A 19202-nucleotide genomic window follows, 5' to 3' on the forward strand; every position below is an offset into this window, starting at 1 on the left:
CTATTCCTTGGGCGCCGCCGAGGGCAGGGCGGCCTGCGAGCCGCTGGCATTGCCGACCAGTCGCTGGATGTCGCCGCCCTCGATGCCGATCTCGCGCAGCAACTGGTCGACCAGCGGCGCCTGCGCACGAAAGCGCAGCGCGGAGTTGACCATGCCATCGGCGAAGCCGCCGCCCTCGCCATTGACCGAGCCGCCGCCCTGCGAGCCGCCGAGGCCGTCGACGTGCATGATCTTGATGCTCTCGATGCGCTCCATCGGCCGCACCGATTCGCGGATGATGGCCTCGGCCTTCTCCACGAGCTTCATGCGCAGCGCGGACATGCGCGCTTCCGGCGTGAGCATGTTGTGCGACTCGTTCATCATGCGGGCCGCATCGGCTTCGATCTCCGCCCGCACGCGCATTGCCATCGAGCGGATCTTGTCGGCGTCCGCATCGGCCTCGGCCTGGGCGCGGATGGCGGCGCCGCGGGCCGTGCTGGCCTGGCTTTCCGCTTGCGCGGAGGAGGTCAGCCGCAGCGCATCGCGTTCCGCAACCTGCGCTGCGCCGATCAGGTCGATGGCCTTCTTGCGCTCGGCCATCTCGACCTCGCGGGCGGTGAAGACCTTTTCCTCCGCCGACACCGCGAGTGCGCGTGCCGTCTCCGCCTCGGCCACCGCCTCGCTCTGCGCCTTGCTTTCGCGCGCCACCGAGATCGCGCGCTGCTGCTCGGCCAGTTCGAGCGAGGTGCGTCGCTCGATCTCCGCACTCTGGATCGCGCGTTCCTTGCCGATGCGGCCTTCCTCGATCGTCTGCTCGGAGCGGATGCGCGCCGTGTCGATGCTTTGCTTGGCCATGATCTGCGCGTTCTCGGACTCCTGCTCGCGCTGGGCGCGCTCGGTCGACACCTCGGCACGCTGGCGGGCGCGGGCCATCTCCAGTTCGCGCTGCTGCGCGAGCCGCGCGTGCTCGCTCTCGCGGTCGATGTCGAGCGAGAGCTTCTCGGCTTCGAGGTTCTTGTTGCGGATGGCGATCAGCGTGTCCTGCTCGACGTCGTTGCGCTGCTTCTTGCGATGCTCGATCTGCTCGGTCAGGCGCGTCAGGCCCTCGGCGTCGAAGGCGTTGCTCGGGTTGAAGAACTCCATGCCGGTCTGGTCAAGCTGCGTGAGCGAGGCGGCTTCGAGTTCCAGCCCGTTCTTGGTCAGGTCCTCGGCCACCGCGTCGCGCACGCGCTTGACGTAGGCGCCACGCTTTTCGTGCAGCTCTTCCATCGTCATCTCGGCGGCGGCGGTGCGCAATGCGTCGACGAACTTGCCCTCGACCAGTTCCTTCAACTGCTCCGGCTCCATCGTGCGCAGGCCCAGCGTCTGGGCGGCGGCGGCGACGGCCTCTTCGCTGGTGGCCACGCGCACATAGAACTCGGCGATCACGTCGACACGCATGCGGTCGCGCGTGATGAGCGCCTTGTCTCGGCCGCGGCTCACTTCGAGGCGCAGCGTGTTCATGTTGACCGGGATCACGTCGTGCACGATCGGCAGCACGAACGCGCCGCCGCCGAGCACCACCTTCTGCCCGCCGAGGCCGGTGCGCACGAAGGCGCGTTCCTTCGAGCTGCGCAGGTAGAGCCAGTGCAGCAGCCAGACCGCGATCGCCACGACGATCGCGACCACGATCAGCCCGAGGATGAAACTTCCGAATTGAGCGCCTGACATGGGTGTCGTCTCCATTGATCCAGTGATGTGTCTCTACCGTGCGATCTCGACGAAGCGTCGCGTGGTCTCGGTCAGCGCCACCTCGGTGGGCAGGCGCTCCATCGAGCTTGCGCCGTAGAAGCCGGCGCAGCTCGGGCAGTTGGCAAGGATGTAGGCCGCATCGTCCGGCGTGGCGATGGGGCCGCCGTGGCACAGCACGATGGCCTGTGGGTTCACTGCGTGCGCGGCCGCTGCCCAGGCGTTGACCAGGGGCACGCAGTCGCTCAGCTTGAGGGCGGTGTCGGCACCGATCACGCCGCCGGTGGTCAGGCCCATGTGGCACACGATGATGTCGGCGCCCACGCCGGCCATGGTGCGCGCCTCGGCCGCGTTGAAGACGTAGGGCGTGGTCAGCAGGTCGAGCGCATGGGCCTTCGCGATCAGCTCGACCTCCAGCGCGTAGCCCATGCCGGTCTCCTCGAGGTTGGCGCGGAAGGTGCCGTCGATGAGGCCGACCGTCGGAAAGTTCTGGATGCCCGAGAAGCCGAGCCCGATGAGCCGCTGCAGGAATTCGTCCGGGATCATGAAGGGATCGGTGCCGTTCACCCCGGCCAGCACCGGCGTGTGCCGGACCACCGGCAGCACCTCGTGCGCCATCTCGCAGACGATCTCGTTGGCATTGCCGTAGGCCATCAGCCCCGCGAGCGAGCCGCGCCCGGCCATGCGGTAGCGGCCCGAGTTGTAGATGACGATGAGGTCGATGCCGCCGGCTTCCTCGCACTTGGCCGACAGCCCGGTGCCGGCGCCGCCGCCGATGATCGGTTTGCCGGCAGCAATCTTGGCCCGGAAGCGTTCGAGCAGCGTGGTGCGTGCGATGCGGGGCATGGTGCGTTGTTCTCCTCGCTGTGGTCTTGTTCTTCAGGCGCGGCGCATGCCTGCGGTGGACCGCGACACATCGTTCCAGGCAGCAACCAACGCTTCGGCGAAGGCTTCGTCGTTGATGTGCAGCGGCAGGCGCTGCAGCTTGCGGTCAGGGCCGGTGCGAAAGCCGCTTTCGATGGCGGTGAAGAGGGCGCGATCGGCCTCCGCGTCATGGAAAGGCTGGCCGGGCTTGTCGATGGCCGAGACGCCGCCCTCGGGGATCAGGAAGCGCACCGGGCCGCGCATCGCGTTGAGCTTGGTGGCGATGAACTCGCCGATCAGGCGGCACTCGTCGGGCGTGGTGCGCATCAGCGTCACGTTCGGGTTGTGGCGGTAGAGCTTGCGGCCCTTGAAGCGCTCGGGCACCGTATCCCATGCGCCGAAGTTGACCATGTCGAGCGCGCCGCAGGAGCCGACATAGGGCAGGGCGTGGCGCGCGAACACATCGAGCCGCGTCGGCCCGGCCGAGAGCGTGCCGCCTGCGATCTCGTCGGCAATCTCGGTCGTGGAGACGTCGATGGCGCCGACGATGAGTCCCGAATCGGCGAGCTTCTCCATCGACTGTCCGCCGACGCCGGTGGCGTGGAACACCAGGCAGTCGTAGTTGTCCTCGAGCCGCTTCGTCACCGCCTGCACGCAGGGCGTGGTTACGCCGAACATGGTCAGGCCGATGGCCGCCTTTGTGACGCTGGAGGTGACGGGCGGATGCGCAATCATCCCGGCCAGCGCATTCGCCGCATTGGCCAGCACCAGTTCGCTGATGCGGTGGATGCCCTGCACGTCGGTCACCGAATACATCATGCAGATGTCGCTCGGGCCGACATAGGGCCGCGTGTCGCCGCTGGCCATGGTCGAGACCATCATCTTGGGCAGGCCGATGGGCAGCGCGCGCATGCCCTGCGTGGCCATCGTGGTGCCGCCGGAACCGCCCGCGGAGATGATGCCGCCCAAGTCGCGGCGCGTGAGCAGGAAGTGCTCGAAGGCCAGCGCCATCGCGGTCATCGCCATGCCACGGTCGTTGCCGAACACGGCTGATTCGCCCTGTGGATGATGGCGTGCCACTTCGCGCGGGTGGACGCTGGCGGGGGAGGGCTTGCCGGAGGTCGAGAGGTCGACGGTGACGACACGCATGCCGAGTTTTTCCAGGCACTGGCGCAGGAAGGCGAGTTCGCGGCCCTTGGTGTCGAAGGTGCCGGCGACGTAGGCGGAGCGGACGCTGCTCGCAGCGACTGGGAATTCGAAGACGCGGGGCGAGGTGGCGGGAGGCGGAGGCGATGCGGAAGTCGAAGCGCTTGAGGGCGCCATCGGCGCAGGTGCAGCCGACATGGAAGACTGCCTCGGGATGTCGGCGACAGGCGCCGCGGTGCCACCCGCATTCCAGCGCGTGAAGCCGCGCACCGTACCTGGCGCAACGTCATCGAGGGAGGGCGCGCCATCGCCATGTGCGCGGCGCACGGTGAAGACCTGCGTCCTCGGCGCGTCCTCCATGCCGCGAGGCGCGACCACCGGATCGTCCTCATCCTCGGCGCCGCCAGACCGGACGCCCAGCAGCCGTTCCTGCAGCTCGCGATCAGCCGCGAGTTGCGAGGTCGGCATGACCTGCGCGATGCGCCCGTTCACCATCAGCCCGATGCGGTCGGCCACCGAGATCGCGACGCCCAGGTTCTGCTCGATCAGCAGCACGGCGATCTTGCCTTCGGTGGCCAGGTCGCGCAGCGCCTGGGCCACCTGTTCGACGATGACCGGCGCCAGGCCTTCGGTGGGCTCGTCCATCACCAGCAGCCGGGGGTTCAGCAGCAGCGCGCGTCCGATCGCCAGCATCTGCTGCTCGCCCCCGGAAAGCTGCGCGCCGCCGTTGCCGCGCCGCTCCGCCAGGCGCGGGAACATGGCGTAGACACGGTCCACGTCGCGTCGCTTGCTGGCGACCAGCCGCAGCGTTTCGTCGACCGACAGCGAAGGCCACACGCGCCGACCTTGCGGCACATAGGCGATGCCGCGCCGGGTAATCTCGTTGGGCGCCATGCCCATGATCTCTTCGCCCGAGAGACGCACGCTGCCGCGCGCCGGCACCAGCCCAGTGATCGCGTTGCACAGCGTGGTCTTGCCCATGCCGTTCCGCCCGACGATGCCGAGCACGCCGCGTTCCAGCACCAGGCTCACGCCCTGCAGCGCGTGGGCGCGGCCATAGAACACGTCGAGCCCGTCGATGGCCAGCACGGGGCCGTTGCCGATGGCGTCGCCCTTGTGCTTGTCGCTGCTGCCGAACCAGGCCATCAGTGCTTGCTCCCCATGTAGATCGCCTGCACCTGCGCGTCGTTCTCGATCTCGTCGGGCGTGCCTGTGCGCAGCTCGCGGCCGTTGTGCATCACGGTGACGCGGTCCACCACGCGCAGCGCGATGTCGAGGTCGTGCTCGATCAGCACGAAGCTCATGTGCGCCGGCAACGAGCCGAGCAGCGCGACCAGTTCGCGGCGCTCGTGCGGCGACAGCCCCGCGGCGGGTTCGTCGAACAGGATGAGCCGGGGCGCGCCGGCCAGCGCCATGCCGATCTCCAGTTGACGCTGCTGGCCGTGCGCGAGGTTGGCCACGCGCTCGTCGGCGATGTGGGTGAGGCGCGCGCGCTCCAGCAGGTCATTGGTGGCGCGCGTCGAGGCATTGTTGGCGCGTGCGCGCAGGAAGCTGAAGCGGCCGCTGGCCACGCCGCGCACCGCGAGGAAGAGGTTGTCCCGCACCGTGAGGTCGCGGAAGAGCAGCGAAGACTGGTACGTGCGCCGCATGCCCTTGCGGATGCGGTCCTGCGGCGGCAGGTCGGTGATGTCTTCGCCGAAGAAATGGATGCGACCGGAGGTCGGCGGGAAGTCGCCGGTGATCGCATTGAAAAGCGTGGTCTTGCCGGCGCCGTTGGAGCCGAGGATCGCGTACTTCTGGCCCGCCGTGACGGTGAGCGAGATGTTGTCGACTGCCTTCAGTGCGCCGAAGGCGCGCGTCACCCCGTCCAGCCGCAGTGCGTCGCCCGAGAGCAACTGCGCGCCACTGCCCGACACGGCGTGCGGGCCCGTGACAGCGCGGTGCGTCGCGCGTGGGCGAAGCGGGGTGATCGATGCCATCAGGTTCTGCAGTCGGGTACGTCGCGGGTGCCCAGGCCCATCTTCTTGAAGTCTGCTTCCGGAAGGCCCAGCGTCTGCGTGATGTTGGGCACCTGTTTCACGACCTTGTTGTAGAAGGAACCATCCGGCGCCTTCGTCACTTCGGTGATGTAGGTGGTGCCCACGCCGTTTCGGTTGGCGTCGATCTTCACGTCGCCGGCCGGGCCCTTGAAGTTGGTCTTCTGCAAGGCTTCGCGATATGCCTTCTGGCCATTCGACAAATCACCCTTCACCGCATCGAGCGCATCCAGCGTCGCCTTGGTGTTGATGTAGTAGAGGTACGCGAACAGCGAAGGGCTCGGGAAGCCGTCCTTGAAGTTGGCCTTGTAGTCGGCCACGAACTTCTTCCACTCCGGCGTGTCGATCGAGTCGGCCATCGGCCCGGCCGACGCGGTGCCGAGCAGCGATTCGCGACGCTTGCCCTTGAAGTTAAGCACCGTCTGGTCGACCGTGATGGAGCCGCCGACCATCGGCTTGTCGCCGCCGGCCTGCTCGTACTGGGTGAGGAAGTTGACCGCATCCGAGCCGCCCAGCACCACGACGAGCGCGTCGACATCCTTCGGTATCTTGGCGATCACCGAGGCATAGTCCTTGGTGCCCAGCGGCACCCAGGCCTTGTCGACCACCTTGCCGCCCTTGGCGCAATAGCTGGCCATGAAGCCCTGCACCTGCGAGTAGGGGAAGCCGTAGTCCTCGGCGATCAGGTAGGTCTTCTTGTAGCCCTTGGCCAGCACGTGCTCGCCAAGGCCGACCATCCACTGCGCGCCCTCGGTGTTGAAGCGATAGAAGTTGGCGGCGGGATCACCCAGGGTCGCGGCCTGCGCGCCCGAGGAGCCGTTGATGAAGGTCACGTTCGGCTGCGTCTTCGCGTAGTTCTTGACCGCTATGCCTTCGTCACCCGACAGCGGGCCGATCATGATCGGCACCTTGTCTTGTTCGACTGCCTTGCGCGTGGAGTTCACGGCCTTGTCGGGTGTGGCGTCCGACGAGACCTTGATGAACTCGATCTTCTTGCCGCCGGCCATGCCGTTCTTTTCCTTCAGCGCGAGGTCGGCGCCGCGCATGCCGTCCTGCCCGGGCGCCGCGAACGGCCCCTCCAGGGAAGCAAGCAGGCCGATCTTCAAGACCTCCTGCGCCTGGGCCAGGCCGCCCATGCTGATCAACGCCGCGGCCGCCACGATGCTGCGCGCGAACAAACGATTGCCTCTGCTCATGTCTCGCTCCTTCTTGTCATCGATGAATGCGGCCACTGCCGCGGTTGGGGAAAAACGAGTTGCCCATGCGGTTGCGCAGCGCCTGCCAGAGGCCCAGCAATCCATCGGGAGAGAACAGCACGATCGCGAGGAAGACCCCGCCGATCACGAGATTGAAGCGTTCGCGGTCGACCAGGTCGATGGCGAAGTTCTGCAGCAGCACGAAGACGATGGCGCCGATGAAGGCGCCGATCGGATGCTTCATGCCGCCGAGCACGGCGATGATGAGGATGTTGATCATCGCGCCGGTGCCCACGGTGCCGGGCGAGATGCGGTTGTTGTACCAGACCATCAGGATGCCGCCGATGGCCGCGAGGAAGCCGGCGACCGCATAGGCGGCGACGCGATGCGCCGTCACGTTGTAGCCCAGCGCCTGCATGCGGCGCGGGTTGTCGCGGATGCCTTGCAAGGCGATGCCAAAGGGCGCGCGGATCAGGTGCTTGACGAAGAAGTAGCCGCCCAGCGAGCAGGCCAGCACCACGAAGTAGAAAGGCATCGGGTCGCGGAAGTCCACGCCGAACAGCACCGGCGGCGAGATCTTGCTGAAGCCCTGGAAGCCGTTGAAGACGGTGTAGTTCTGCTGCGCCAGGTAGAAGAAGGCCACGCCCACGGCCAGCGTGATCATGATGGTGTAGATGCCCTCGGTGCGCACCGAGAGCCAACCGATGCCGGCCGCGACGAGCGTGGCCAACGAGACCGCGACGACGAGCGCCAGCCACCAGGGCCAACCCAGGCTGATCGCCAGATTGCTGCTGGTGCCGAAGATCGCCAGCATGTAGGCCGCGAAGCCGGCGACCGTCATCTGCGCGAGCGACACCATGCCGCCGTAGCCGCCGAGGAAGGTGAGCGACAGCGCGATGAGACCGAGCGCGAGAGACTGTGCGCCGATCTGGAAGGTAAAGAAGTTCGAGGCGAAGAAGGGGTAGGCGAGGACGAAGGCCAGGACGATGACGTGGCGCCAGCGGATGGCGCGGATCGAGGCGCGGGTGCGGGACCAGGATTCCGCCGATGCTTGAATCGATGGGATTGCGGGAGGCGTACCCATTGGATGAACGACGGCGGGGGGCCGCGCGGCACGCGACAGGTCCGCCGCCGTCGCGGACGAGTTCATCGCGCGGCGCCATTTGGCAGCGCTCATGTGCGGGCTCCCCGGAATGCGGGAACGGGATCGGGCTTGGCCGTACGCGAAGGACGCGAAGGTTCCGCGAAGGACGCGAAAGAAAACCAAAAGAATTCTTTTTGAATTTCCTTCTGTATTTTTCGCGTCCTTCGCGTCCTTCGCGTCCTTCGCGTACCTTCGCGCCCTTCGCGTACGGTCAAGCCCGCATTCATGCAGCGGTCGATCACCCGCAGGCCCCCATCGTGCACACAGCGGGTCATGTGTTCTTCCCCATCAACCCGCGCGGCTTGAAGGCCAGCGCCAGGACCATGATCACGAAGGTGAAGACCACGCTGTAGGTCGGCGCATAGGCCAGGCCGAACTGTTCCGCCAGGCCGATCAGCAGCGCGCCGATCGCAGCGCCCACCACGCTGCCCATGCCGCCGACGATCACCACCACCAGCGAGGCCAGCAGGTAGCGGGTGTCTTCTCCCGGCGAGATCGACAGCGCAGTGCCACCGACCACGCCCGCAAGCCCCGCCATGCCGGCACCGATCGCGAAGGTCAGCGCGAACACCCGTTGCACGTTCACGCCGGACGCAGCGAGCATCCCGCGGTCGTCCACCCCCGCGCGGATCATCATGCCGATGCGGGTGCGCGTGAGCATCAGCCACAGGCCGACGCCGATCACCACCGAGGCGACGAACACGAAGATGCGGTAAGTCGGAAACTTGTTGACCAGCGGCAGCGTGGTCGAGCCATAGATCCACGAGGGCGGATCGAAGGTGTAGATCTCCGCGCCCCAGATCCACAGTGCGATGTCGGCCATCACGATCGACAGGCCGATCGTCACCAGTGTCTGCCGCAAATCCTGGCCCTGCATGTGGCGGAAGATCAGCAACTGCATCAGCAGGCCCAGGATGGCGGCCGCCAGGAAGCCGGCCATGACCGCCAGCACCCAAGACCCGGTGTGCTCGCCAACGTACCAGCCGACGTAGGCGCCGATCAGGTAGAGCGAGCCATGCGCCAGGTTGACGTTGCGCATCAGCCCGAACACCAGCGTGAAGCCGCTCGCGACCAGGAAGTACAGCGACGCAAGCGTGAGGCCGTTGAGGAAGGTCTTGAGGAACAAGGTGTAGTTGTCCCACAGCGCCCAGACCACGAACACGGTGATCGGCACGCCGAACAGCAACCAGAGGCCCCAGCTCTTCTTGCTCAACGGGCACTCCCGCGGCTTGCCGCTTCATGGGCTTCGCGTGGCGCTTTCGGGATCGCGTGATCGCCTACGGTAGGCCGGGCGGCGATCATGCGGCGCGCTCCCACTGCCGCTGCGACGCGATCTCCGGCGATTTCGCGAACTCGCCGTCCTTCATCACCGCCAGGATGCGCTTCGGATCGCGCAGGATCGACAGATTGGCGAGCGGGTCGCCGTCGACCAGCAGCATGTCGGCCAGATAGCCATCCTTGATGACGCCAAGTTCATCCGGCTTCATCATGATCTGCCCGCCGTAAAGCGTGGTGCAGCGGATCGCCTCCATCGGCGTGAAGCCGAGGTACTTGACGAAGAATTCCAGGTCGCGCGCATTCTGGCAATGGGGCGTGAAAGCAAAGCCGTAGTCGCCGCCCGGCAGCACGCGGATGCCCCTCTTGTGCATCTTCGAGAGGGAAACGCAGGCAGCGTCCCATTCGGTCTGGTAGCCCATGTCGCAGGCCATCGCGTGCGTGACGCCCCAGGGCTCGGCCTCGTACAGCATCGCGTAGAGGATGGCGATGCCGGGTGCGACGAAGACATGGTCCTTCGCGGCTTCGAGCATGTCGAGCGCCTCGTCGTCGACGAAGCTCGCGTGGTAGATCAGGTCGATGCCATGGCGCAGCGCCTGCTTCACGCTCTCGGACGAGCGCGCATGCGCCACGCCGCGCTTGCCGCGGATCTTGACTTCGCGCATGGCGGCGGCGACTTCCTCGTCGAGCATCCAGGCGGTTTCCGAGGGCGACTGCGGCGTGAAGTTGTCGCCCGAGAGATTCAGCTTGATCGAATCGACGCCGTACTTGAGGAACAGGCGCACGGCCTTGCGCATCTCGTCCGCGCCGCTGACGTTGACGCCGAAGCTGAACTCGGGGAAGGGCAGGTGGGGCAAGGTCTCGTCGCCCAGCGCGCCGAGCACGGTGATCTCCTGGCTGGCCGCGAGATAGCGCGGTCCCGGGATCTGGCCGGCATTGATCGCATTGCGGATCACCACGTCGAGCCGCGCCTTGGCGCAGGCCGCGCCGACGCAGGACGTAAACCCGGCCTCCAGATAGCGTTTCGCGACCTTGGCGCACCACAGTACGTGCTCTTCCAGCGGCATGGTCTGGATGGCGGCGAGCGTGGCTGCGTCATTCCAGGAGAAGTGCGTGTGGGCCTCGCACATGCCGGGCATGAGCGTGGCGCCGGCGCCGTCGATGATCTGGGCGCCGCCCGGCGAGATCGGCGCCGTGCTGCGGCCGACCTGGCGGATGCGGTTGCCGCGGACGAGGACGCTGCCGCTGTACGGGTTCTGGCCCGTGCCATCGAGGATGCGGACGTTGGTGAAGACGACATCAGCCATGTGCTTCTCCTGTGTTCAAGCCGCCCACCGCTGCATCTGCGACCGCCGCACCGGCGGCGCCCGATGGAACTCGCCATCCTTCATCACCGCCAGGATGCGCGCCTTGTCCTGCAGCACCGTGATGTCGGCCAGCGGATCCCCATCCACCAGCAGGATGTCCGCCAGGTACCCCTCGCGGATGTAGCCCAGCACCTTCCCCATCCGCATCATCGGCCCGCCCCATGCGGTGGCCGACAGCAGCGCCTCCATCGTGCTCATGCCCACGTACTTGACGAAGTACTCCAGGTCCTTTGCATTGGTGCCGTGCGGCGTCCAGGCGAAGCCGTAGTCGCCGCCGGGCAGGATGCGGATGCCGCGCTTGCGCATGGCGCGCATGCTCTCGACCGCCGCGTCCAGTTCGCGGTGGTAGCCCATCTTGCGCGTCACCTCCGGCGTCAGGCCCCACTGGCTCGCGTGATAGGAGGTGTTGATGAGCCAGGCCAGGCCGGGGGCAATGAAGTGCTCGGTCTTGTGCGCCTCGAGCATGTCGAGCGCTTCCGTGTCGGTGAAGCTGGCGTGGTAGATCACCTCGATGCCTTGCTTCACGCATTGCTTGATCGACCAGGTGGAGCGCGCATGCGCCGCGACGCGCTTGCCCCAGTTCTTGGCCTCCTCGACGCAGACGCGCACTTCCTCTTCGGTGAACTGGCTCGATTCACTCGGCATGCCGGTGATCGACTCGCCCGAGAGATTGATCTTCAGCGAATCCACGCCGTACTTGCAGAACATGCGCACGCAGCGCCGCATTTCTTCGGCGCCGCTGACGATCGCGCCAAAGGCGAATTCCGGTTGCGGCAGGTGCGGCTGCGTGGTGTCGCCGAGGCCGCCGGGCACGGTGATCTCCTGGCTGGCCGCGAGATAGCGCGGGCCGATGATGGTGCCGTCGTTGATCGCATTACGGATCACCACGTCCAGCCGCGGCTTGGCGGTGGCCGCGCCCACGCAACTGGTCCAGCCCATGTCGAGGTAGCGCTTGGCCACCTCGGCGCACCAGAGGATGTGCTCCTCCGGCGGCATGCGCTGGATGGCGTCGAGGCTGGGCTGGTCGTTCCACGAGAAATGCGTGTGCGCCTCGACCATGCCCGGCATCAGGAAGGCGCCCGCGCCGTCGATGACCTGTGCGCCGCTCACGGGTGTCGAGCGTGCGCCGTAGGCCGTCTTCACGACGCGCGAGATGCGGTTGCCCTGCACCAGCACGTCGCCCATGAACGGCGCTTCACCGCCGCCATCGAAGATCTTCACGTTGGTGAACATCACATCGGCCATGTTCAGCTCCTTGCGTTTGCAGCGAGGAAGTCGCGCAGCTCTCGCTGGCATTCTTCCGGCCGTTCGATGGGCGTCCAGTGGCCGCAGCGCGGCAGCACCACGACGCGCTTGCTGGCGGCGCGGTGCAGCTTGTCGGCCATGGCGCGCACGGCTTGCGGGGGCGCCACGCCGTCCTCGTCGCCGGTCACGAGCAGCACGGGCGCCTCGATGTTCTCGATCGCCGCGGGTTGCGCCGCTGCCAGCGCCTCGCAACTGCGTGCGTAGTTCTCGCCATCCTGCCGCATCAGGCTCTCGCGCACGTAGGCCACGGCGATCGGCAGGCGCTCGCGCGTGTCGGCGGAAATCGAGGCTTGCAGCAGCGCCAGCGTGATGTCCTGCATGCCGCTGGCACCTTCGCGCGCCTTGGCCGCCCGCGCCTGGATGGCGGTGCGCGCGGCATCGGGCGGCGTGATCAGTGGCCCGAACATCGTGAGGCTCGCGACCCGCTTCGGATGCGCCGCCGCGATGTGCTGCAGCACGATGTTGCCCATGGAGTGCCCCACCCAATGCGCCCGCAGGACGTTCAGCCGGTCGCACACGTCGAGGGTGGTGGCGACGTAGCGCTCGATCGTCAGGCCGCCTTCGGCCCGCTGGGATCGCCCGCTGCCCGGCAGGTCCAGCCGGATCACGCGATGCCGCGCCATGGCCGGCATCAGGGGCGTGAAGGTGTTGGAGCTGCCGCCCAGCCCGTGCACGCATACGATGGCCGGGCCTTCGCCTTCTTCTTCCACCGCGATGCGGTCGATCATCTGGAAGCGCATGGTTATTCGAACCTGTTCTCGATGACGCCGACGCCGTCGATCTCGACGCGCACCACGTCGCCGGACTTGAGCCATTGCGGCGGGTTCTGCCCCATGCCGACACCCGAGGGCGTCCCCGTCGCGATCACGTCGCCGGGGTGCAGCGTGATGCCGCGCGAGCAGGTCTCGATGAGCGTGGGGATGTCGAAGATCATGTCGCGCGTCTGCCCGTCCTGCCGCAGCGCGCCGTTGACCCAGCCGCGCACGCGCGTGGCGCGGCCGTCGAGTTCGTCGGCCGTCACGATCCAGGGGCCCATCGGGCAGAAGGTGTCGAAGCTCTTGCCCAGGTCCCATTGCTGGTGGCGCATCTGCACGTCGCGCGCGGTCACGTCGTTGACCACCGTGTAGCCGAAGATGTGGTCCATCGCGTGCGAGGCCGGGATGTCGCGCCCGCCGCGGCCGATGACCACCGCCAGTTCCGATTCGTAGTCGATCTGCGCCGAAACGGAAGGCGAGGGCAGCCGCACCACGTCGTGCGGCCCGATCACGCATTCGCCGAGCTTGCCGAACACGATCGGCCAGGGGTCGCTCTCGGGCATGGTCGCGCGGAACACCGTGCCGGCCAGCTCGGCCGCATGCGCGTGGTAGTTGCGCCCGACGCAGAACAGGCTGCGCAACGGGCGCGGCAGTGGTGAGCGCAGGGTGATGAGTTCGACCGGAATCCGCGTGCCCGATGGCGAGGGAAGCGACTCCCCATTGGCCAGTCCCTGGATCAGCGGCAAAACGCCGCGTGACGCATCGCGCACGCCCAGCGGCGTGGCCTCCCGCCCGTCCGGCGAGATCGTGCCCACGCAGTCGCGACCACCCCAATTCCAGCTGGCCAAACGCATTGACTTTGTCTCCATGGCGCCCCGTGGTCGTGCTGGCGGGTGCCGGCTGCCTCGAAGTCTCGGAAGTCTTTCGGAAGTCTCGTTTGAGACTTGCGTCTCAAACTGGGATGGCTGCATCATACGGTTCGAGATCGAAAAACCACAAGAGACCGAGGGGCCTCCCGCGCTCCGGACAAACCCGATGGCGAGACTGAAACACAAGCTGAGCGAGCCCCCCGTGCCTCCCGAGCGCGGCGTGCGCGCGGCCACGTTCAAGCTGCTGCTCGACACGGCGATGACCATCATCAAGGAGAGCGGCCACATCCCCTCGGTGGCCGAATGCGCGGCACGCTCTAAGGTGTCGCGGGCCACGGCCTACCGCTACTTTCCGAGCCGCAGCGCGCTGGTCACGGCGGTGATCGACAGCTCGCTCGGCCCGGTGCGCAAGCTGGCGTCGGACAACCCGAACGGCCGCGAGCGGGTGCACGAACTCTTCGTGCAGACCTTCCCGCGCTTCAAGGAATTCGAGGCGCAATTGCGCGCCGCCGCGCAGCTTTCGCTGGAGCAGTGGGGGCTGGAGCGCGCCGGCCTGCTGGAGGAGGAGCCTTACCGGCGCGGCCATCGCGTGCGCATCCTGGAGCATGCGATCGAGCCGCTCGCGCCGCTCCTGCGGCCCGCCGTTCGCGACCGGCTGCACCATGCGCTGTCGGTCGTCTACGGCATCGAGCCCTATGTGATCCTCAAGGACATCTGGGGCCTGCGCGACCGCGAGGTCGAGAAGACCGCGCTGTGGATGGCCGATGCGCTGATCGACGCCGCGCTGCGTGATTCCGAGGCCAAGCCACTCAAGACGAAAAGCAGGACGACCTGACATGCCCCTTCAATCGCCCGCCTGGTACGACTCGCAATACAACAACCGCGCCCGCATCCCGGAGCATCCTGCCATCCTCCAGCATTGGGCCGATGCATCGGCGCGCGCATTGCAGCGGCCGGAATGGCTGTTCGACCTGGCCTATGGCGACGACCCCAGCGAGCAACTCGACATCCTGCCCGCGCCGCGCCCGAATGCGCCCCTGTTCGTCTACATCCACGGCGGCTACTGGCGCGCGCTCGACAAGCGCGACCATGCCTTCGTCGCGCCGCCGCTGTCCGATGCCGGCGCCGAGGTCGTGCTGCTGAACTACGCGCTGTGCCCGGCGGTGGGCATCGAGCACATCGTGCTGCAACTGGTGCGCGCGCTGACCTGGGTCTGGCGCAATGCGAGGGACCTCTGCTGCGACCGTAATCGCATCGTCGTGGCGGGCCATTCCGCGGGCGGGCACCTGGCGACGATGCTGCTGGCCTGTGACTGGCAAGCGGTGGCGCCGGACCTGCCGGCGGACCTGGTGAAGTCGGCGCTGTCGATCTCGGGCCTTTACGAGCTGGAGCCGCTGCGTCATGCGCCCTTCCTGGCGCCCGACATCGGCCTGACTGCGGAATCGGCCCTGCGCCTGAGCCCCGCCGCGATGCCTGCGCCTTCGCGCGGTTCGCTGGTGACGGTGGTGGGCGGCGACGAGAGCGAGGAGTTCCATCGGCAGGCTGCCTTGATATCGCATGCCTGGGGCCCAGGCATCGTCACCGCCGCGGAGACCGAGGCCGGCCGCAATCACATGAACGTGCTCAACGAGCTGGCGAATCCGAAGTCCGCAACGTACAGGCGCGCAGTGGTGTTGCTGGGCCTTGGCCATGGCAGTCCATGAGTTCCGGGACCGGCGCGCCGCAGGGCGAGCGCTGGCGCAAGCGCTGGCCGCGTACGCCGACCAGGCGGACGTGCGCGTGCTGGCGCTGCCACGCGGCGGTGTTCCGGTGGCCTTCGAGGTGGCTCGGGCACTGCATGCGCCGCTCGATGTGTTCGTCGTCCGCAAGCTCGGCGTGCCCGGTCAGGAGGAGTACGCGATGGGCGCGATCGCGACCGGGCAAGTGCAGGTCCTCGACGACGACGTGGTACGCCAGCTCGGCATCGGCGAGGCAGCCATCGCCCGCGTGGCCGAAGCGGAGCGCGCCGAGCTGCAACGGCGCGAGCAGTGCTACCGCAGCGGCCGACCCGCGCTGGACGTGGACGGCTGCAAGGTGCTGCTGGTCGACGACGGCCTGGCGACCGGCTCGACGATGCGCGCCGCCGTGCGGGCACTGCGGCTGCTGCAGCCGGCACGCGTGGTCGTGTGCAGCCCGGTCGCCTCGGTCCAGGCCGAGGCGCTGTTGCGTGGCGAGGCGGACGAAGTGACCTGCCTCCTCACGCCGCCGCACTTCCATGCCGTCGGCGCGTGGTACACGGATTTCTCCCAGACCACCGACGAGGAAGTCATGCAACTGCTGGATCGCGCGCATGGACCGGCTTGAGAACATCGAGACTTTCGTGCGCGTCGCGCAGACGCAGAGCTTTGCCGAGGCCGGCCGTCAGTTGCGCGTGGCCAAGTCGGTCATCACCAGCCGCATCAAGCAACTCGAGGACCATGTCGGCGCGCCGCTGTTTCACCGCAGTACGCGGGTGGTGCGGCTCAGCGATGTGGGTCAGGCCTTCCTGCGCGACTGCATCGAACTCGTCGGTCGTGCCAACAACGTGTTCGACCAGATGCGCGACGCCCGCGCCGGCCCCACGGGCACGCTGCGCATCCATGCGCTGACCGGCTTCGTGCTGGGCCATTTCGCCGCGCTGCTGCGCGAGTTCCAGGCCAACTATCCGGACATCCACCTGGAACTGATCGTCAGCGACGCGGTGGTCGATCCGGTGAAGGCGGGCGTCGATTGCGCCCTGCAGATCTTCCCGGCCGCCTCGACCGAACTGATCTCGCGGCCGCTGTTTCCCGTGCGCCGCGTGTTCTGCGCCACGCCGGATTACCTCAAGGCGCATGGCCGGCCGGAGACCCCGCGCGAGTTGCACAAGCACTCGCTGGGGCTCTACTCCGGTTATCCGACCCGCGACCGCTGGACCTTCCACCACCAGGGCGAACAGGTCACGATCTACATGAGCGCCGCGCTCCTGACCAACAGCGTGCACCTGCTGCGCGAGTACGCGCTGGACCATGCGGGCATCGTCTGCCTGCCGACCATGGTGGCGGGCGACGCCATCCTGCGCGGTGACCTGGAGGTGGTCCTCGCGGACCATGCGCTGTCGTCGTTCTCGCTGAGTGCGGTGTACGCGGGCACCTCGCGCAACGCGTTCAAGCTGAAGCTGTTCATCGAGCGCATCGGGGCCGCTTTCGCGAAGGTGCCGCCGTGGGATGCGGCGATGATCGAGAAGGGCCTGATCCCCGCCGAGCTGATCTCGGGCTGAAGGCCCCGGGATTCCTGGTCCTCTTGAGATCAGCCGACGATCCGCACCGGCATCTGCGTAAAGCCATGCACGAAGGACGAGCGCACCCGCTTCGGCTCGCTCATGAGTTCGATCTGCATGCCGCGCCGCAGCAGCTCCTCCCACAGCACCCGCAACTGCAGATCGGCGATCCGGTTGCCCACGCAGCGGTGGATGCCGAAGCCGAAGGACAGGTGCAGGCGCGGCATCGGCCGGTCGATGATGAATTCATCGGGCTGCTTGATCATCGCGTCGTCGCGGTTGGCCGAGAGGTACCACAGCGCCAGCTTGTCGCCTTGGCGGATCTTCTTGCCGCCGAGTTCGGTGTCCTGCGTGGCGGTGCGGCGCATGTAGGCCAGTGGCGTCTGCCAGCGGATGACCTCGGTGATCATGCTGCCGATCAGCGACGGGTCGGCGCGCAACTTCTTCATCTCGCCGGGGTTGTTCAGCATTGCGAGCAGGCCACCGGTCATCGTGCTGCGCGTGGTGTCGTTGCCGCCGACGATCAGCAGCACCAGGTTGCCCATGTACTCCAGCGGCGACATGTTGCGGGTGGTCGGGCTGTGCGCCAACATCGACACCAGGTCGGGGCGCGGCGGTGCGTTGACGCGCTCGTTCCACAGCTTGGTGAAAAAACCGAGCATCTCGCGCAGCGCGGCCATGCGGACCTCGGGCTCCGGCGCATCGGGATTGGTGAGCTTGTTGCTCGTGGCGATGTCCGACCAGAAGGTCAGTCGGCGCCGCTCTTCCTGCGGAAAGTCGAACAGCGTGGCCAGCATCATGGCAGTCAGTTCGATCGACACCCGGTCGACCCAGTCGAAGGTCTCGCCGCGCGGCAGGCCGTCGAGCACCTTGCAGGTGCGTTCGCGGATCAGGCTTTCCCATCCGTCGAGGTTGGCCTGCGCCGCGATCGGGCTCACCACCTTGCGCTGCTCGTCGTGCTTGGGCGGGTCCATCGCGATGAACATCTGCAACTGCTGCTCACCGGGCGGGAAGTCCATCAGCGTGATGCCGCCCCGGCTCCAGTCGGAGGAGAAGATGTCGGGGTGCATCTCCACATGCATGATGTCCCGGTAGCGCAATACCGACCAGTAGTCGCCGATGCCCGGGACCGGGCTGTGCGAGCGGTGGACCGGATCCTCCCGGCGCAGGCGCCCCAGCAAGTCGCCGATGGTGTCGTCGACAAACCATTGCGGGTCGGCGGGGTTGACGCCTTCGAGCGACAGCGATTCGATCTGCGTGCGTGAGGGCGGGGCGGCTGCTTCGGTCAAAAGGGTCGATTGCATGGCGGGGAAATCCTCGTGGGGGCTTTGAGTCTGGCGCTGGATGGGCTGGCCCGCAAGATGGCTGCTCCGGATGTCGGGCGCCGCACCGTGCATCGGTTTCGTGCCCGAGGGCTGCCGGAATCTGCTCCGTGATGGTGCAGGTCGATCAACAGCCGCTCGCAAGTCACTGCCGGCGCTGGTGCGAACCTTGCTGTCACCTGACCCAGTGCGCATCCTCCTCGCCTCCGACCTCCACTACACCTTGCCCCAGCTCGATTGGGTCGTCCGGTCGGCGCCGTCCTTCGACCTCGTGGTGCTCGCCGGCGATCACCTCGACGTGAGTTCGCCGGTGTCGCTGGATGCGCAGTCGATCGTCCTGCTGCGTTACTTCTCGCTGATGAAGCCGGGCCACTCGCTGGTGCTCGCTTCTGGTAACCACGACCTCACGGGCCCGGATCATCACGGAGAGAAGGCGGCCCTGTGGTTGCCCGGCAGCCGCCGTGCCGGCGTCTATACGGACGGCGACTCGCTGACGATCGACGACACGCTCATCACGATCTGCCCGTGGTGGGACGGCCCGGAGGGCCGGGCCGCGCTGGAGCTCCGACTGGCCGCGGATGCGCAACGACGCCCCGCGCGCTGGATCTGGGTCTATCACTGGCCGCCGGTCGGTTCGCCCACCTGCTGGACGGGCAAGCGCGAGTACGGCGACGCGGATCTTGCGGCCTGGATCGCCAGATTCAGCCCCGACCTGGTGCTGACCGGACATGTCCACGAGCCGCCGTTCAAGCCGGCAGGCGCCTGGGCGGATCGCATGGGCACGACCTGGGTGTTCAACGCCGGAAGGCAGATCGGCCCGGTGCCCGCCCACATCGTGATCGACCTGGCGGAGGGCACCGCCTCGTGGCGCTCGATGATGGGCGAGGAGGCGTTGTCGCTGGGAGCAGAGCGCGCGCCCGCACGGTCCGTGTTCTGAGC

At 67.3% G+C, this 19202-nt stretch carries 16 protein-coding genes and 2 pseudogenes; 5 read left to right on the plus strand and 13 right to left on the minus strand.

Going from position 1 to position 19202, the window contains the following annotated elements; all coding sequences use genetic code 11:
- The 12 genes and pseudogenes from HB681_RS19240 to HB681_RS19290 all read right to left on the minus strand — a co-directional run bounded on the left by HB681_RS19240 (position 1) and on the right by HB681_RS19290 (position 13649).
- Positions 1 to 1689: a flotillin domain-containing protein gene (locus HB681_RS19240; protein WP_213956483.1), complete on the minus strand. Its 1689-nt coding sequence runs from the start codon at positions 1687 to 1689 to the stop codon at positions 1 to 3.
- A 33-nt stretch (positions 1690 to 1722) separates the two neighbouring features.
- A complete protein-coding gene (locus HB681_RS19245) occupies positions 1723 to 2553 on the minus strand; it encodes a phosphoenolpyruvate hydrolase family protein (RefSeq protein WP_213956484.1) in 831 nt (276 codons plus the stop codon).
- A gap of 33 nt (positions 2554 to 2586) precedes the next feature.
- Positions 2587 to 3792, minus strand: a pseudogene (locus HB681_RS38750) (Tm-1-like ATP-binding domain-containing protein); the annotation flags it as partial.
- 567 nt (positions 3793 to 4359) lie between these two features.
- Positions 4360 to 4863 (minus strand): annotated as a pseudogene (locus HB681_RS38755) (ATP-binding cassette domain-containing protein); the annotation flags it as partial.
- Positions 4863 to 5696, minus strand: coding sequence for an ABC transporter ATP-binding protein (locus tag HB681_RS19255; protein WP_213956486.1), 834 nt, complete (start codon positions 5694 to 5696; stop codon positions 4863 to 4865). The pseudogene HB681_RS38755 and the gene HB681_RS19255, both read right to left, overlap by 1 nt.
- Positions 5696 to 6949, minus strand: coding sequence for an ABC transporter substrate-binding protein (locus HB681_RS19260; protein ID WP_213956487.1), 1254 nt, complete (start codon positions 6947 to 6949; stop codon positions 5696 to 5698). The genes HB681_RS19255 and HB681_RS19260 overlap by 1 nt, the downstream gene beginning before the upstream one ends.
- 16 nt (positions 6950 to 6965) lie before the next feature.
- Positions 6966 to 8126 (minus strand): branched-chain amino acid ABC transporter permease, encoded by a 1161-nt coding sequence (locus HB681_RS19265; RefSeq protein WP_213956488.1) that lies wholly within the window; start codon positions 8124 to 8126, stop codon positions 6966 to 6968.
- A gap of 238 nt (positions 8127 to 8364) precedes the next feature.
- The gene (locus HB681_RS19270; RefSeq protein ID WP_213956489.1) at positions 8365 to 9306 is read right to left on the minus strand and encodes a branched-chain amino acid ABC transporter permease; all 942 of its coding nucleotides are present in this window, start codon (positions 9304 to 9306) and stop codon (positions 8365 to 8367) included.
- A gap of 85 nt (positions 9307 to 9391) precedes the next feature.
- Positions 9392 to 10675 carry an amidohydrolase family protein gene (locus tag HB681_RS19275; RefSeq protein ID WP_213956490.1) on the minus strand — a complete coding sequence of 428 codons (1284 nt, stop codon included), beginning with the start codon at positions 10673 to 10675 and terminating at the stop codon, positions 9392 to 9394.
- Positions 10676 to 10690: 15 nt separating this feature from the next.
- The gene (locus tag HB681_RS19280; RefSeq protein ID WP_213956491.1) at positions 10691 to 11980 is read right to left on the minus strand and encodes an amidohydrolase family protein; all 1290 of its coding nucleotides are present in this window, start codon (positions 11978 to 11980) and stop codon (positions 10691 to 10693) included.
- A gap of 2 nt (positions 11981 to 11982) precedes the next feature.
- Positions 11983 to 12780, minus strand: coding sequence for an alpha/beta hydrolase (locus HB681_RS19285; RefSeq protein ID WP_213956492.1), 798 nt, complete (start codon positions 12778 to 12780; stop codon positions 11983 to 11985).
- Positions 12781 to 12782: 2 nt separating this feature from the next.
- Positions 12783 to 13649 (minus strand): fumarylacetoacetate hydrolase family protein, encoded by an 867-nt coding sequence (locus tag HB681_RS19290; RefSeq protein WP_213956493.1) that lies wholly within the window; start codon positions 13647 to 13649, stop codon positions 12783 to 12785.
- Between the two features lie 181 nt (positions 13650 to 13830).
- Between HB681_RS19290 and HB681_RS19295 the strand changes: the two genes are divergently transcribed.
- The 4 genes from HB681_RS19295 to HB681_RS19310 are packed head-to-tail and all read left to right on the plus strand — an operon-like array spanning position 13831 to position 16941.
- Entirely contained in the window at positions 13831 to 14499 is a 669-nt protein-coding gene (locus HB681_RS19295; RefSeq protein ID WP_213956494.1) for a TetR/AcrR family transcriptional regulator, read from the plus strand.
- Position 14500: 1 nt separating this feature from the next.
- A complete protein-coding gene (locus tag HB681_RS19300; RefSeq protein WP_213956495.1) occupies positions 14501 to 15367 on the plus strand; it encodes an alpha/beta hydrolase in 867 nt (288 codons plus the stop codon).
- Complete coding sequence (locus HB681_RS19305; protein ID WP_213956496.1) at positions 15354 to 16007, plus strand: phosphoribosyltransferase; 654 nt, start codon at positions 15354 to 15356, stop codon at positions 16005 to 16007. The genes HB681_RS19300 and HB681_RS19305 overlap by 14 nt, the downstream gene beginning before the upstream one ends.
- Positions 15994 to 16941 (plus strand): LysR family transcriptional regulator, encoded by a 948-nt coding sequence (locus HB681_RS19310; RefSeq protein ID WP_213956497.1) that lies wholly within the window; start codon positions 15994 to 15996, stop codon positions 16939 to 16941. The genes HB681_RS19305 and HB681_RS19310 overlap by 14 nt, the downstream gene beginning before the upstream one ends.
- Before the next feature lie 29 nt (positions 16942 to 16970).
- On the opposite strand, the gene HB681_RS19315 is transcribed toward HB681_RS19310, so the two are convergent.
- Entirely contained in the window at positions 16971 to 18245 is a 1275-nt protein-coding gene (locus tag HB681_RS19315; RefSeq protein WP_213956498.1) for a cytochrome P450, read from the minus strand.
- A gap of 187 nt (positions 18246 to 18432) precedes the next feature.
- Between HB681_RS19315 and HB681_RS19320 the strand changes: the two genes are divergently transcribed.
- Positions 18433 to 19200 (plus strand): metallophosphoesterase, encoded by a 768-nt coding sequence (locus HB681_RS19320; protein ID WP_213956499.1) that lies wholly within the window; start codon positions 18433 to 18435, stop codon positions 19198 to 19200.
- Positions 19201 to 19202: the final 2 nt, after the last annotated feature.

This window comes from Variovorax sp. dw_954, from assembly GCF_018449755.1.
GTDB lineage: Bacteria > Pseudomonadota > Gammaproteobacteria > Burkholderiales > Burkholderiaceae_C > Variovorax.